The 14,750-nt window shown below is 74.6% G+C and carries 13 protein-coding genes; 7 read left to right on the forward strand and 6 right to left on the reverse strand.

The features are described from left to right. The first annotated feature begins 2 nt into the window (after positions 1-2). The 4 genes from ACYVKY_RS14740 to ACYVKY_RS14755 all read left to right on the forward strand — a co-directional run bounded on the left by ACYVKY_RS14740 (position 3) and on the right by ACYVKY_RS14755 (position 5,815). Complete coding sequence (locus ACYVKY_RS14740) at positions 3-923, forward strand: hypothetical protein (RefSeq protein WP_460435744.1); 921 nt, start codon at positions 3-5, stop codon at positions 921-923. Then, positions 920-1,696, forward strand: coding sequence for a hypothetical protein (locus tag ACYVKY_RS14745; protein WP_460435745.1), 777 nt, complete (start codon positions 920-922; stop codon positions 1,694-1,696). Before ACYVKY_RS14740 ends, ACYVKY_RS14745 begins: the two co-directional genes overlap by 4 nt. An 82-nt stretch (positions 1,697-1,778) precedes the next feature. Further along, positions 1,779-3,881, forward strand: coding sequence for a hydantoinase/oxoprolinase family protein (locus ACYVKY_RS14750; RefSeq protein WP_460435746.1), 2,103 nt, complete (start codon positions 1,779-1,781; stop codon positions 3,879-3,881). Beyond that, a complete protein-coding gene (locus ACYVKY_RS14755) occupies positions 3,878-5,815 on the forward strand; it encodes a hydantoinase B/oxoprolinase family protein (RefSeq protein ID WP_460435747.1) in 1,938 nt (645 codons plus the stop codon). The genes ACYVKY_RS14750 and ACYVKY_RS14755 overlap by 4 nt, the downstream gene beginning before the upstream one ends. Before the next feature lie 7 nt (positions 5,816-5,822). Here ACYVKY_RS14755 and ACYVKY_RS14760 read toward each other — a convergent pair whose 3' ends face one another. The 5 genes from ACYVKY_RS14760 to ACYVKY_RS14780 are packed head-to-tail and all read right to left on the reverse strand — an operon-like array spanning position 5,823 to position 9,935. Continuing rightward, positions 5,823-6,809, reverse strand: a complete 987-nt coding sequence (locus ACYVKY_RS14760) for a hypothetical protein (protein ID WP_460435748.1) — start codon at positions 6,807-6,809, stop codon at positions 5,823-5,825. Next, positions 6,806-8,035, reverse strand: a complete 1,230-nt coding sequence (locus ACYVKY_RS14765) for an MFS transporter (RefSeq protein ID WP_460435749.1) — start codon at positions 8,033-8,035, stop codon at positions 6,806-6,808. Before ACYVKY_RS14765 ends, ACYVKY_RS14760 begins: the two co-directional genes overlap by 4 nt. Further along, entirely contained in the window at positions 8,032-8,805 is a 774-nt protein-coding gene (locus tag ACYVKY_RS14770) for a DUF554 domain-containing protein (protein ID WP_460435750.1), read from the reverse strand. The genes ACYVKY_RS14765 and ACYVKY_RS14770 overlap by 4 nt, the downstream gene beginning before the upstream one ends. After that, entirely contained in the window at positions 8,802-9,299 is a 498-nt protein-coding gene (locus ACYVKY_RS14775) for a nucleoside/nucleotide kinase family protein (protein WP_460435751.1), read from the reverse strand. The genes ACYVKY_RS14770 and ACYVKY_RS14775 overlap by 4 nt, the downstream gene beginning before the upstream one ends. Positions 9,300-9,308: 9 nt before the next feature. Next, positions 9,309-9,935 carry a FadR/GntR family transcriptional regulator gene (locus ACYVKY_RS14780; RefSeq protein ID WP_460435752.1) on the reverse strand — a complete coding sequence of 209 codons (627 nt, stop codon included), beginning with the start codon at positions 9,933-9,935 and terminating at the stop codon, positions 9,309-9,311. A gap of 71 nt (positions 9,936-10,006) precedes the next feature. Here ACYVKY_RS14780 and ACYVKY_RS14785 point away from each other — a divergent pair, with 71 nt between their 5' ends. From ACYVKY_RS14785 to ACYVKY_RS14795, 3 genes are read left to right on the forward strand one after another with little or no spacing between them, the layout of a single operon-like run. Further along, complete coding sequence (locus ACYVKY_RS14785; protein WP_460435753.1) at positions 10,007-11,371, forward strand: SLC13 family permease; 1,365 nt, start codon at positions 10,007-10,009, stop codon at positions 11,369-11,371. 11 nt (positions 11,372-11,382) lie between these two features. Then, entirely contained in the window at positions 11,383-12,576 is a 1,194-nt protein-coding gene (locus tag ACYVKY_RS14790) for a CaiB/BaiF CoA transferase family protein (RefSeq protein WP_460435777.1), read from the forward strand. Continuing rightward, entirely contained in the window at positions 12,573-14,075 is a 1,503-nt protein-coding gene (locus ACYVKY_RS14795; RefSeq protein ID WP_460435754.1) for a carboxyl transferase domain-containing protein, read from the forward strand. The genes ACYVKY_RS14790 and ACYVKY_RS14795 overlap by 4 nt, the downstream gene beginning before the upstream one ends. A 4-nt stretch (positions 14,076-14,079) precedes the next feature. Here the strand turns inward: ACYVKY_RS14795 and ACYVKY_RS14800 are convergent, their stop codons facing one another. Next, positions 14,080-14,688: a ribonuclease H family protein gene (locus tag ACYVKY_RS14800; protein ID WP_460435755.1), complete on the reverse strand. Its 609-nt coding sequence runs from the start codon at positions 14,686-14,688 to the stop codon at positions 14,080-14,082. Positions 14,689-14,750 lie beyond the last annotated feature (62 nt).

Consider the following 14,750-nt stretch of genomic DNA (forward strand, 5'->3'; position numbering starts at 1 on the left):
CGATGGACCTCGACGACACCCTGCGGGACCGGCTGTCGGCCGCCGCCACCACCACGACCACCCGCCCGCTGCGGCCCGCCTCGACCGTGCGCCGCTCGGCCGAGCGGCACCGGGCCCGTCGCCGCGGCGCCGCCGCCGTCGCGGTCGTCGCCACCGCGGCCGTCGCCGTCGCGCTCGGCACCAGCCTCGGGCCGCAGCTGCTGTCGGCGCCGCCCGCCCAGGACCCGACGCCGTCGGTGACCGAGGAGGTCACCCCGCCGCCGACCACGGACCCCTCACCTACGACACCGCCGACGCAGACCGAGACCGAGGCGCCCCCGCCGCCGACCGTGACGCAGGAGCAGGCAGCCGCCTTCGTCGAGTCGTTCCGGTTCGAGGACGAGGACTCCTACAACGCGTCGACCGACTTCCCACCGCTGATCCAGACCGTGGACACGCGCATGCAGGCCTTCGGGTGCGTGGGAGAGCAGGCCGTTCCCGGCGCGCTCGCCACGCGCCTGGTGGTCGCGCCGGGTCCGGACACCTCGATCATTCGTCAGCTGGGCGTCTACGCGAGCACCGCGGTGGCGGCCGAGACGTTCTCAACGCTGCGCGCGACGATGCGGGCTTGCCACAACCAGCCGTACGTGTACGACGACGGCCAGCGCGTCACGGAGACGCAGTACGTGGGCGGGCAGCTCGAGCTCGGCGACGAGTCGTTCTGGGTGGGGCAGAAGATCCTCGTGACGTCGGCCGCGGACCAGGCCGAGGTCGGGCAGGAGCAGTTCTTCGCCGGTGCCGCTTTGCTCGTGCTCGACGGCACCACCATCAGCTATCTGGAGGATCCGACGTGGACCGATGCAGGCCGGGCCGAGTTCGTCGAGAACGCGACGGCCGAGTGGGAGCGACTGCGCCCGCAGCTCGCGCCGGTGATGCCGTCATGAGGCGGGTCGCGGCAGCGACCGCCGGACTGCTGCTCGCTGCCGTGCTGTCCGGTTGTGGGGGAGACGACCCGGGGACGGCGCCGCCCTCGACGAGCACGTCCTCGTCCGCGCCGAGCACGGGCTCGATCACCTCCCCGGCGCCGACGACCTCCTCGCCGCCCCCGACCGCGTCCAGCGAGACCACGGTCGACCAGGCCACGGCACAGGCGTTCGTGGAGGCTTTCCGGTTCCCGGTCGAGGCGCAGTGGCAGGGCGATGTGGACTTCCCGTCGACCGTCGACACCAGCCAGCGGGACGTGCAGCTGTTCGGGTGCGTGCACGACGGGGGCCTCGTCGGGCCGCTCGCAACACGTCTGGTCATCAAGCCGGGACCCGAGAGCGGCTCGAACCGGAAGGTGGCCGTGTTCGCAGGCGCCGCGACGGCCGCCGAGGTCTTCGCGCGTGCCCGGGAGGAGATGCGCGGCTGCCACGCTGAGGAGTCCGGCGACCGGCCCGACGGCGCCCAGACGACCCGCAGCTCCTTCGTCGGTGACCAGCTGGCGCTCGGCGACGAGTCGTTCTGGGTCGGCCAGCGCGAGGTGGTCGTGAACCCCGACGGGACGGAGGGGCAGGAGCTGTTCTACTCCGTGGCGTCGCTCTACGTGCTCGACGGGGCGACGGTCACGCAGTTCCTCGACCCCGCCTACAGCGAGGAGACGCGCGCCGCGTTCGTGCAGGCCGCGTCGGCCGAGTGGGAGCAGCTGCGTCCCTCGCTCGAGGCGTACGGCCGCTGACACCGGTTGCCCACCCGCGGGGGCCGACGTCGGCAGACAGTGCCACGTCGGCCCCTGGGGCGTGCTGGCAGGCTCGACGTCCGTGAGCGCGCGCAGGATCAGGATCGGCATCGACACGGGGGGCACCTTCACCGACGTCGTGGCCGTCGACGAGGACTCCGGCGCGGTCGTCACGACCAAGACGCCGTCGACGCCGGGCGACCCCGCCGAGGGGTTCCTCGCGGGCATCGACAAGGTGCTGGGGTTGCTGTCGTCCGAGGCGGCCCCGGTGGGCGGCGAGGCGATCAGCGCGGTCAGCCACGGCACCACCGTGGCGACCAACAAGCTGCTCGAGGGCAAGGTCGAGGACCTCGGGTTCATCACGACCGAGGGCTACCGGCACGTGCTCGAGATCGCCCGGCAGTCGGTGCCGGACGGCTACGGCAACAGCTACTTCTGGGTGAAGCCGCCGCGCATCGTCCCGGCCGACCTGGTGCGCACCGTCGGCGGCCGGCTCGCGGTCGACGGCAGCGAGGTGCGGCCGTTCGACCGCGACCAGGCGGTCGCCGCCGCCGAGTTCTTCCGCGTCCGCGGCATCGGGACGATCGGCGTCTGCTTCCTGCACTCCTACGTCGACCCCTCGCACGAGGAGGCGATGCGCGACGTGCTCGCCGAGGTGCACCCGGATGCCACGGTGAGCATCTCCTCCGAGGTGCTGCGCGAGTACCGCGAGTACGAGCGGTCGGTCACCACGCTCGTCGACGCCGCGGTGAAGCCGAACATCCGCCGCTACGTGCGGAACATCGCGCACCGGTTGGCCGAGTACGCCACCACCGGCGGTGAGCCCCGCGAGGTGCCGTTCTACGTGATGAAGTCGAACGGCGGCGTGCTCTCCGCCGCCGAGGTGGTGCACCAGCCGATCACCACCGTGCTGTCCGGGCCTGCGGCCGGGGCGCTCGGGGCGGCGCTGGTCGCGCAGGCGGCGGGCGTCGACAAGGTGCTCACCTGCGACGGCGGCGGCACCTCGACCGACGTGACGGTCGTCGTCGACGGCCGGCCCGCGCTGACGACGGAGGGCACGGTCGGCGCGTACCCGTCGAAGATCCCGATGATCGACGTGGTCACCGTCGGTGCCGGCGGCGGCTCGATCGCCTGGGTCACCCCCGAGGGGACGCTGCGCGTCGGGCCCCAGTCGGCCGGCGCCGACCCCGGTCCGCTCTGCTACCGCAAGGGCGGCACCGAGCCCACCATCACCGACGCGCACGTGCTGCTCGGTCGCATCCCGCCGCACCTGCTCGGCGGCGAGATCCCGCTCGACGTCGAGGCGGCCGGCGAGGGCGTCGCCGCGCTGGCGGAGCGGCTCGGCATGGGCGTCGAGGAGTGCGCCTCCGGGATCCTCGAGATCTCGGCGTGGAACCAGGCGAACGCGCTGCGGCAGATCAGCGTCAAGCGCGGCCTCGACGTCCGCGACTTCACCCTGGTCACGTTCGGCGGCTCGGGGTCGTTGCTGGCCTGCCGGCTCGTCGACGTGCTCGGGCTCGCCGGCGTGCTGGTGCCGCGCGACCCGGGCAACCTGTCCGCGTTCGGCCTGCTCACCGTCGACGTCCGCAACGACTACGTGCGCACGCACGTGCGGCGGCACGACCGGTTGGAGCACGACCAGGTGCAGTCCATCCTCGACGAGCTCGCCGAGGACGGCGACACCGCCCTGGCGGCAGAGGGTTTCGACTCCGACGCGCGCCGGTTCGAGCGCACGGCCGACCTGCGCTACTTCGGCCAGGCCTTCGAGGTGCGGGTCGACCTGCCGGACGGCCCGTTCGACGCCGACCTCGCCGACGCGACCGCCGCGCGCTTCCACGCCGAGCACCGCTCGCTCTACGGCTACGACTTCGCGACCGACCCCACCCAGCACGTCGAGTGGGTGAACCTGCGGGTCACCGGCGTCGGCCCGATCCGCCGGCCCGAGCTGCGCACCACGGCAGCCGGTTCCGGCGCCGAGGCGGCCCGCACCGGCACGCGCGACGCGTTCTTCGACGGGTGGACGCAGGCCGCGCTCTACCGGCGCGACCGGCTCGGGGCGGGCGACGTCGTCGAGGGGCCCGCGGTGATCGAGGAGTTCGGCTCGACGATCCCCGTGCACCCCGGCTTCCGTGCCGAGGTCGACGGCTTCGGCAACGTCCTGCTCACCCGGGAGGAGCGCTCGTGAACCAGCCGCAGGTGACCACGAGGACCGGGAAGCCCTACCGGCTCACGCCGGTGGACGCCCCGGCGCCCGACCCGGTGCTGGTCGAGATCGTCGCCGGCTACCTCGCCAGCGTCGAGATGGAGGTCGAGACGGCGATCGCGCGCACGTCGCGCTCGCCGATGATCCGCGACGCGCACGACTTCCGCGCGGGCATCCACGACCGGCACCTGCGCAAGCTCACCGGGCGGTCGTACTCCGCCCTGGTGCACCCGGTCGCGCGCGACTACCCGCTCGAGACGATGCGGCCGGGAGACGTGTTCTTCCACAACGACGTGTACCAGAGCGAGGGCGGCATCGGGCACCTGCCCGACCTGTGCGTGACGGTGCCGGTGTTCGCGACCCGCGAGGGGGCGGACGAGCCGTCGGTCGTGGCGTTCGTGCAGGCGTTCGGGCACCACGACGACATCGGCGGAGCGGTGCCGGGGTCGATGCCCTCGACCGCGACGTCGGTGTTCGAGGAGGGCCTGATGGTCCCGCCGATCCGGCTCTGGGACGCCGGTGTCCCGAACGAGGCGGCGCTGAAGATCATGACGCGCAACTCCCGGATGCCCGACTCCCTGGCCGCCGATCTCGACGCCGAGTGCTCGGCCTGCCTGATGGGCGCCCGCCGGCTCGGCGAGCTGTTCGACCGCTACGGCGTCGAGACCGTCGAGGCCTGCTTCGACGCCGCGATGGATGCCACGACCGAGACCTACCGCCGCGAGATCCTGGCCAAGATCCCTGTGGGGCAGTGGGTCTGGGAGGACTACGCCGAGCACGACGGCGTCGACGAGCCGCGGCTGCACACGCAGCGCATCACGCTGACGCGCACCTCGGCGGACGACGAGGGCGGCGAGCGGCTGGTCATCGACTTCACCGGCACCGGGCCGCAGGCGAAGGGGCCGATCAACCACTGCGGCGACTACGCCGACGGCAACTTCCTGGCGAAGTGGCTCGCGCCGATCCTGCGCAACCTCGCGGACTCGCCCGAGCGGATGGCCGAGCTCGACGTCAACGAGGGCGTGCTGCCGCTGCTGGAGATGCGGTTCCCCGAGAAGGGCACCCTGCTGACGCCGGTGTTCCCGGCACCGACGAACGCGCGCACGTTCGTGATCCTGCGGCTGCTGGGCGTCCTGGCCGGTGTGGTCGCCAAGGCGGTCGACGGCCGGATGCCGGCCGACCAGGAGACCATCCGGTACACCGGCGTCTACGGCGAGGACCTCGACGGCCAGCCGTACCTCATGCGCGAGGTGCTCGGCGGCGGCTCGGGCGGGCGGTACTACGCCGACGGCGAGGACACCATCCACGTCGTGCCCGACTCGCGGAACCTGCCGACCGAGTTCACCGAGAGCCGATTCCCGTTCCGGGTCGAGGCGCTGCACCTCGCGTGCGACTCGGGCGGGCCCGGCCGCTACCGCGGCGGCCTCGGCTACGAGAAGCACCTGCGGATGCTGCGTGACGGCCACTTCATGTCGATCGCCGACCGGTCGATCCTGGCCTGCTGGGGCGTGAAGGGTGGCCTCGCCGGGCAGCCGTTCTCGGTGGTGATCGACCCCGGCGGCCCGCACGAGCGCGAGGTCGACGCGCTGGCCGACGCCGAGCCCGTCCGCGCCGGCGAGGTGGTGCGCATCCGGACGACCGGGGGCGGCGGCTGGGGCGACCCGCTCGAGCGTCCGGTCGAGGAGGTCGTGCGCGACGTCCGCTGGGGCAAGGTCTCGCTGGAGGGTGCGCTGCGCGACTACGGCGTCGTCGTCACCGGCACCGAGGACGAGCCCGTCGTCGACGCGGACGCGACCGGCGCCGAGCGCGACCGGCGGCGCGGCGAACGCGACGACGACGCGCCGTTCTTCGACCGCGGACCCGGCTACGCCCGGCTGGCGGGCGGCGCGACGAGCGCCGACGTCGACCGGCTCTGACCGGCCCTCAACCCGCCGGGACGGCCGCGACGACGCGGCCGGAGCCGTCGGCCACCCGGGCCACGGCGACCAGGTAGTCGCGGTCGTCGAGGGTGAGCACCCACTGCGAGAGCGGGAGCGTGTCGGACCACCCGAGCTGGGTCAGCTGGGTCTGCTGCGCCTCGAACGCGAACCGCCGCTGCTCGTACGGCCTCGCCGCCTCGGCGACCAGGGCGGGGTCGACGGCGGCCGGTGGGCTGCCGTCGGGGAAGCACGAGAACGCGTCGGGGCCGCCGTAGACGTCGAAGGCCTGCGTCATCGCGATCCAGTTCGCGGTGCAGACGCCGACACCGAACTGCGCGGCGCCCGGCTCGGTGACCTCGCCCGTGACCGGCGTCGGGTCGAAGGTGGAGGTGAAGCCGTCGGGGTCGGGGACGACGACGTACTCCAGGCGCCACGGCACCCGGCGCGAGTCCTCCCAGCCGCTCCAGTGGAACAGCACGTCGGCCGCGCTGGTGAAGCGCTCGCCGTCGACGTCGTAGGCGTAGGTGAGGGTCGTGCGGACGTCCTGGACGACGTCCTCGGCGTCCTCGTCGGTGACCGAGGTGTCGCGCTCGGGCGGCGTCCAGGTGACGTCGAGGTCGAGCGCCTCGGCGAGACCGTCGTCGCCGACGACGAGGTCGGTGGCCCGCGGCTGGTACACGCCGGAGTCGGGTCGGGCCCACGGCAGCTCGGCGTCCTCGACCACGAGTGCCTCGAGCGCGTCCTCGTCGCGGGCCGAGACCGCCTCGAGCACCTCGGTGGTGAGTGCGAGCGGGGCGTCGGTGTCGTCGCGGGGCCCGACCGTCTGCACGAGGACGACGCAGGCCACCACCGTCGCGGCGACCAGCGCCGCCAGCGCCACCCAGAGCCCGACGGGGAGCCGCCCCCGACGGTGCAGCCGCGTGGCGTCGACGGCGTGCCCCACGGCGAGCGGCGACGGCGCGCCCCAGCCCTGTCCCCCCGGAGTGCTCATGCGTCGATCCTCGCCGATCGCGCGCCCCCCGTGCTGGTGGACCTGTGGAGGACGAGGAACCCGATGCCGGCCAGGACGGCGGACGCCAGCCCGGCGACGGTCTGCACCCGGAACGCCTCGCGCGCGCCCCAGGTGTCGATGGCGTGCCCGCCGACGGAGGCGCCGATGGTGACGCCGAGGGTCAGCGCGGCCGTCGTCCAGGCCAGGCCCTCGGTGAGCGAGGAGCGCGGCACGCGCGACTCGACCAGCGACATGCCGGACACCAGCACGGGCGCGATCGTCAGCCCGGCGAGGAACGCGAGGACGGCGAGCACGAGCAGGGAGTCGACGAACAGGAACGCGAACCCGGCGGCGCCGAAGAGGCTGCAGGTGACCAGGAACCGGGTGGCGAGGGTGCCGGGCCAGCGCACCGCGCCGTAGACGAGCCCGGCGACCAGGCTGCCGGCCGCGTAGACGGCGAGCACGACGCCCGCCAGCTCCTTGGCGCCGACGGCCTCGGCGTACCCGACGACCACGACGTCCATCGCGCCGAAGACGGTGCCGATCGCCACGTAGGTGAGCGCCACGACGACCAGGCCGGGGTCGCGCAGCACGGCCGTGGCCGACCCGTGCTCGTCACGATGGCCCGGCACGGGCTCCGTGCCGCGCAGCGCGGCCAGCAGCAGCCCGCCCACGACGCCGATCACCAGGGCGGTGGCGAGCCCGACCTGCGGCGCGATGCTCGTGGCCAGCAGCGTGACCAGCGGGGGACCGGTGACGAACACGACCTCGTCGACCACCGACTCGAACGCGAACGCGGTCTGCCGGCGGCCGGGGTCGTCGAGCACCGACGCCCACCGCGCGCGCACCAGCGAGCCGACGTTCGGCCCGCTCGCGCCGAACAGGAAGGCCAGCACGAGCCAGGTCCAGGTGGGCCAGCCCGCCTGCACGGCGAGCACGAACGCCGACCCCGACGCCGCCCACACCAGCACCGCGGGCCGCAGCACCCGGGCCTGGCCGTGCCGGTCGACGAGCCGCGCCACCAGGGGGGAGACCAGGGTGAAGCTCATCGCCAGGACGCCGGCCGTGACGCCGGCCAGCCCGTAGCGGCCGGTCTCGGCCGAGACCAGCAGCACCGCGCCGAGGCCCGTCATCGAGATCGGCATCCGGGCGAGCAGGCCGGCGCCGGAGAACGCGGCACCGCCCGGGGTGCGCAGCACGGGGCCGTAGGGACCGAGGAGCCTCATCGCAGCACCACCACCAGCTGGGTCAGGAGCGGCGCCACCAGGAGCGCCGGGAGCAGGTCGCCCACCGGGATCTCGCGCAGCCGCAGCAGCCGGAACGCGACGCCGACGAGCAGCAGGCCCCCGGTGGCGGTGAGGGCGGCGACGTGCGCCTCGGGCAGCAGCGTGCCGAGCGCGGCGCCGACCGCGGTGAGCGAACCCTGCACGACGAGCACCGACACCGCGGAGAGCAGCACGCCCAGACCGAAGGTGGAGGCGAACGCGATCGCGGCGAAGCCGTCCAGGGTCGACTTCAGCACCAGCTGGTCGATGCCGTTGCCGAGCCCGTCCGACAGCGACCCGAGGATGGTCAGCGGACCGACGCAGAACAGCAGGGACGCGGTGAGCCAGCCCTCGACGAACCGCTCGCGGGCGGCGTGGTCGGTGCCGCCCTCGGCGCGGGACCGGCGCGAGACCCAGGTCTGGATGCGGCCGGCGAGCCCCTCCAGCCGCTGCTCGATGCGCAGCAGCGAGCCGGCGATGCCGCCGACGAGCAGCGACCCCAGCACGACGAGCACCGGGACGCCGGGTCCGACCGCGCCCTCGAGGGTCAGGTCGGTGACCGCCCACGCCGACAGCCCGGCGACGAGCAGCGTGACCAGGCCGAGCGCGTCGGTGACGACCGCGCGCACCCGCTCGGGCAGCCGGTGCCCGACCGCCATGCCGAGCAGCGCGCCGACCACCACGGTGGCCACGTTGATCACGGTGCCGAGGCCGACGAACCCCCCGGTCACGTGCGCACCACCACGGCGGCGGCGGACGCCGGGTCGTCGACGGCCAGGTAGGCGTCCTCCTGGGCGGCCCAGCGGTCCCACTCGCGGGCGAACACCTCGCCGTCGCGGGCGATCGCGCGCTCGTAGCGGTCGCCGTCCGGGGCCTCGAGCCAGAGCAGGTCGTCGAGGTGGGGGCGGCACGCGGCCGCGCCGGCACCGACGCCCTCGACCACGACAGCCGCCGCCGGGCCGCGCTCGGCCCAGCCGCCCGGTGCGTCGGCGGCCCAGTCCCACAGCCGCCAGCGCGCGGCGCGTCCGGCGCGCAGGGGTGCGAGCACGTCGCGGACGAGGGCGGGGACGGCGGCGGCGAGCCCGTCCCAGCCCGGGTACACCTCGTCGAGGTGGACGACGGCCACGTCGGTGCCGTCACGCCCCAGGTGCTTGGCCAGGACGCCGGCCAGCGTGGTCTTCCCGGTCCCCGCGCGGCCGTCGATGCCGACGAGGTACGGGGTCACGCGAGGACGCTATCTGCCGCCCACGACGACCCGGGCGCAGGCCTCCTCGACGTCGTCCACGCGGCCGCGGCGCACGGCCCGCGCGAGGTCGGCGACGTCGTCGGGGTGGGGTGCCGCCGGATCGAGCGCGGCGGCGCGGGCGGCCAGGGCGGCGTCGAGCCGGGCCAGCAGGGAGTCCTCGCCGGCCAGCCGCAGCACGCACGACCAGACGTCCTCGAGCGTCCGCACCCGGCCGTCGTCACCGAGCAGCGCGGCCCGCAGCGCGGAGTCCGGGTGCGCGGCGGCGTCGCGGGCGAGCGCGCCCATCGTCGCGAGCCGCGCGTGCTGCAGCGCGGGGAGGTCCTCGTCGTCGAGGGCGGGCAGCGACGCCGCCGTCGCGGGGTCGCGCACCACGGCGCCGTCGCCGTGCCGGACCACCACCCGGCCGCGCACCTCGAGCGCGACCAGCGCGCGGCTGAGGGTGGCGCGGCTGACGCCGAGGTCCTTGGCCAGCCGGCGCTCGGGTGGCAGCCGGTCGCCGGGGGCCAGGCCCTGGGCGTCGATGAAGTCGGCGATGTGGTCGGCGAGCTGCTCGTAGAGGCGCGGGCGCTGCAGCGGTGCGGGTGCACCCGGGTCCCTCGCGGCGGCGTCGCTCACGGGGACAGGGTATTGACAGGTGGGCCGGTGGCCAAGAGGCTAGGCCACTGAACCGAGCAAAGGAGCTCACCGTGCAGGACGTGATCGCGCTCGCCGTGCTGGCCCTGGTCTTCCTGGTGGCCACCGTCCGGTCCATCAACATGGGCGCCCTGGCGCTCGCCGCGGCCGCCGTCGTGGGCGTCACCGTCTTCGGCGTGGGGCCCGACGAGGTGGTCGCCGGCTTCCCGGGCTCGCTGTTCGTCATCCTCGTCGGCGTCACGTACCTGTTCGCCCTCGCCAAGAACAACGGCACCGTCGACTGGCTGGTGCAGGCGAGCGTGCGCGCCGTCCGGGGCCGGGTCGCGCTGGTGCCGTGGGCGATGTTCGCGATCTGCGCGGTCATCGCCGGCATCGGCGCCGCGACCCCGGCGACCGTGGCGATCGTCGCGCCCGTCGCGATGGGGTTCGCCGCCCGCTACCGCATCCACCCGGTGCTCATGGGCATGGCGGTCACGCTCGGCGCGACCGGCGGCTCGTTCTCGCCCGTCGGCATCTTCGGCGCGATCACCAACGGCGTGGTCTCCGACAACGACCTGCCCGGCAACCCCGCGCTGCTGGTGGGGCTCTCACTGCTCGCCTGCTTCGTCATCACCCTGGTCGCCTTCGTCGTGTTCGGCGGGCGCGACCTGGTGGCGCGCGGCCGCGACGAGGAGGCGCTCGCCGAGGTGGGCGCCACCGCCGGCGCCGCGAGCCGCGCCGCCACCCGGGCACGCGTCACCGGCACCCCGGAGTCCGCGCTGGAGAAGGGCCGTCGCGGCGGCGCGGCCGACGCCGACGACGACACCGACGACGACTCGCGGCTCAACCCCGAGCGCGTGCTCACGCTCGTCGGTCTGGCGTTCCTCGCCACGTCGGCGCTCGTCCTCGGCTTCGACGTGGGCTTCACCGCGATCGCCGTGGCCGTCGTCCTCACCCTCGTGTTCCCGTCGTCCGCGAAGGGCGCGGTCGACAAGATCGCTTGGGGCACGGTGCTGCTCGTCGGCGGCATCGTCACCTACGTCACCCTCCTGCAGGACCAGGGCACCGTGCAGTGGCTGGGCGACGAGGTCGCCGGTGTCGGCGCACCGCTGCTGGCCGCGCTGCTCATCTGCCTGATCGGAGCGGTGGTCTCGGCGTTCGCGTCGACCACCGGCATCCTCGGCGCGCTCATCCCGCTCGCGGTGCCGTTCCTGCTCACCGGCCAGGTCGGGGCGGTCGGCATGGTGATCGCGCTCGCGATCTCCTCCTCGGTCGTCGACATCAGCCCGTTCTCGACCAACGGCGCACTCTGCGTGGCCAACGCCGACGAGCGCCAGCGCGACACCGTGTTCCGCCAGCTGATGATCTGGGGCATGTCGCTGGTCGTCGTCGCGCCGCTCGTCACCTGGCTGCTGCTCGTCGTGCCGGGCTGGCTGTGAGCGCCACGCCGATGGGCCAGGATGCGCGGGTGACCGCTCGCACCGGCCCGCTGTCGGGCACCGTCGTCGTCGACCTCACCCGCGCGCTCGCGGGCCCGCACGCGGGGATGATGCTGGGCGACCTGGGGGCGCGGGTGATCAAGGTCGAGACGCCCGGCACCGGCGACGACACCCGCGGCTGGGGGCCGCCCTTCGTCGGCGACGACGGGGAGGTGTCGACGTACTTCCTGTCCTGCAACCGCAACAAGGAGTCGGTGGCGCTCGACCTGAAGAGCGACGACGGCGTCGAGGTGCTCGAGCAGCTGGTGCGCCGCGCCGACGTGCTGCTGGAGAACTTCCGCACCGGGGTGCTCGACCGGCTGGGCTTCGGCGTCGACCGGTTGATGGAGCTGAACCCGCGGCTGGTGCTGCTGAGCATCACCGGGTTCGGGCACGACGGCCCCGAAGGGGGACGTCCGGGGTACGACCAGATCGCCCAGGGCGAGGCGGGTCTGATGTCGCTGACCGGCGGGGGACCGGACGACCCGCAGCGGGTCGGCGTCCCGATCGGCGACCTGCTGGCAGGCATGTGGGGGGCGTACGGTGTCCTGGCGGCGCTGCTCGAGCGCGAGCGCACCGGGCAGGGGCAGGTGGTGCGCACCTCGCTGCTGGCGGGCATCGTCGGCGTGCACGCGTTCCAGGGCACCCGGTGGACCGTGGCCGGCGAGGTCGGTCGCGCCCAGGGCAACCACCACCCGTCGATCGCGCCGTACGGGCTGTTCCGCTGCCGCGACGGCGCCGTGCAGATCTCGGTCGGCAACGAGGCCCTGTGGGCGCGGTTCTGCGCCGGGTTCGGGCTCGACCCCGCGGCCGAGGGCCTGGCGCGCAACACCGAGCGGGTGCGGGACCGCGAGCGGACCGTCGCCGTGGTCGAGGAGGCGTTCCGCGAGTGGGACGCCGAGGCGCTGCTCGGGCGGCTCGCCGAGCTGGGGATCCCCGCGGGCAAGGTGCGCGCGCTCGACGAGGTGTACGGGTGGGAGCAGACCGCCTCGCAGGGGCTGCTCGTCGACGTCGAGCACGCCACCCTCGGCCGCATCACCCTGCCCGGCCCGCCGCTGCGGTTCTTCGCCGCCGACGGCGCCGAGACCACCCCGCGCGACCACACGCCGCCGCCGCTGCTCGACCAGCACGGCACCGACGTCCGGGCCTGGTTGGCGGGCGGGTGAGCACCGCCACCGGCACGCGCCTGGGCGCCCTCGAGCTGCTCGACCTCGTCCTCGACACCGGGTCGGTGCGTCGCTGGGACGCGCCGCCGGTCGCCGTCGAGACCTCCGAGGCGTACGCGGCCGAGCTGGCCGCGGCCGCCGAGCGGTCCGGGGTCGACGAGTCCGTGGTGACGGGCGAGGGGAGGCTGCGCGGACGGCGGGTCGCCTTCGTGGCGTGCGAGTTCGGTTTCCTCGCCGGCTCGATCGGACGCGCGGCGGCCGAGCGGCTCGTGCTCGCCGTCGAGCGCGCGACGGCGGAGGGGCTGCCGCTGCTCGCGGCCCCGGTGTCGGGCGGCACCCGCATGCAGGAGGGGACGGTCGCCTTCCTGCAGATGGTGAAGATCTCGGCGGCGATCGCGGCGCACAAGGCGGCCGGCCTGCCCTATCTCGTGTACCTGCGGAACCCCACGACCGGCGGCGTGCTCGCCTCGTGGGGCTCGCTCGGCCACGTGACGGTGGCCGAGCCCGGTGCCCTCATCGGCTTCCTCGGGCCGCGCGTCTACGAGGCGCTGCACGGGCAGCAGTTCCCGTCCGGCGTGCAGGTGTCCGAGAACCTGTTCGACCACGGCCTGGTCGACGCGGTGCTGCCGCCGGAGCGGGTGGCCGACGTGCTCGACCGCGCGCTCACCGTGCTGATGTCGCCGCGCCGCGGGCTGCCCCCGGTCGACGACCTGCCGGACGAGGAGGTGCCCGACGTGCCGGCGTGGACGTCGGTCGTCGCCTCGCGGCGCAAGGAGCGTCCGGGCATCCGCCGGCTGCTGCGCTACGCGGCCCGCGACGTCATACCGCTGAACGGCACGGGCGCGGGCGAGCTCGACCCCGGGCTGCTGCTGGCGCTGGCGCGCTTCGGCGACGTGCCGTGCGTGGTGCTGGGCCAGGACCGACGCGGCCAGACCGCGACGGCGCCGATGGGGCCGGCGGCGCTGCGCGAGGCCCGGCGCGGCATGCACCTGGCGCGCGAGCTGCGGCTGCCGCTCGTCACCGTCATCGACACCCCGGGTGCCGCGCTGTCGAAGGAGGCCGAGGAGGGCGGCATGGCGGGCGAGATCGCCCGCTGCCTGGCCGATCTGGTCACCCTCGACGCCCCGACGCTGTCGCTGCTGATGGGGCAGGGCACGGGCGGGGGCGCGCTCGCGATGGTGCCGGCCGACCGGGTCGTCGCCGCCCAGCACAGCTGGCTGTCGCCGCTGCCGCCCGAGGGGGCGTCGGCGATCGTGCACCGCGACACCGCGCACGCCCCGCAGATGGCCGACGCGCAGGGCGTCCGCTCGCTCGACCTGCTGCGGGCGGGCGTGGTCGACCGGGTCGTCGTCGAGCGTCCGGACGCGGCCGACGAGCCGGAGGCGTTCTGCCGCAGGGTGGGTCAGGTCGTGCAGGCCGAGCTCGTCCGGCTGCTCGACCGCGAGCCGGCGGAGCGGCTGGGTGCGCGGCTCGACAGGTACCGGCGGCTGGGGCTCTGAGCCCTCAGCCGACCGCCTTGCCGGCGGCGACGGCGAGAGCGTCGACCTTGTCGTTCATCTCGTCGCCGGAGTGGCCCTTCACCCAGCGGAAGGTGACGTCGCCCCGGTCGCGCACCAGCTCGACGAACGGCTCCCACAGGTCGCGGTTCGCCACCGGCTTCTTCGCGCTGTTGACCCAGCCGCGGGCGAGCCAGCCCTTCCACCAGCCGTCGCGGAAGCAGTTCACGACGTAGGTGGAGTCGCTGACCACCACCAGGGGGCTGTCCGAGAGCTCCTTGACCGCCTCGTAGGCGGCCTGGATCTCCATCCGCTGGTTCGTCGTCAGGGCGGCGCCGCCGCTGCCCTGCCGACCGTCCCTCGTCGCCCAGGCCCAGCCGCCGGGGCCGGGGTTGCCCGAGCACGCGCCGTCGGTCCAGACCCGGGTGGCGGTCTCGTCGTCGGGGGCGGGCAGGGCCGCCTGGCCGGACGCGCCCAGGTCGAGCGACCCCTGCGGGCAGGCGACGTGCTGCCAGCGCTTCTTCCCCTGGCCGCCGGCGTCGGTGATCTCCTCGCCGGGGCTGATCGCGGAGGAGCAGCGGGCGCAGGTGGTGGCGTAGCGGGCGGTCAGCGGCACGGCCACAGCCTAGGGAGGGCACGAGTGGTGCCGAAGCGGGGGAGTCCGTGCGGGCAGAACTC

The organism is Angustibacter speluncae, from assembly GCF_054777815.1.

What these genes read in the sequence shown, in the direction of transcription:
- ACYVKY_RS14790 (WP_460435777.1), top strand. Translation starts at nt 11,383, where the DNA reads ATGGGCCAGGATGCGCGGGTGACCGCTCGCACCGGCCCGCTGTCGGGC.
- ACYVKY_RS14745 (WP_460435745.1), top strand. Translation starts at nt 920, where the DNA reads ATGAGGCGGGTCGCGGCAGCGACCGCCGGACTGCTGCTCGCTGCCGTG.
- ACYVKY_RS14760 (WP_460435748.1), bottom strand. Translation starts at nt 6,809, where the DNA reads ATGAGCACTCCGGGGGGACAGGGCTGGGGCGCGCCGTCGCCGCTCGCC.
- ACYVKY_RS14740 (WP_460435744.1), top strand. Translation starts at nt 3, where the DNA reads ATGGACCTCGACGACACCCTGCGGGACCGGCTGTCGGCCGCCGCCACC.
- ACYVKY_RS14765 (WP_460435749.1), bottom strand. Translation starts at nt 8,035, where the DNA reads ATGAGGCTCCTCGGTCCCTACGGCCCCGTGCTGCGCACCCCGGGCGGT.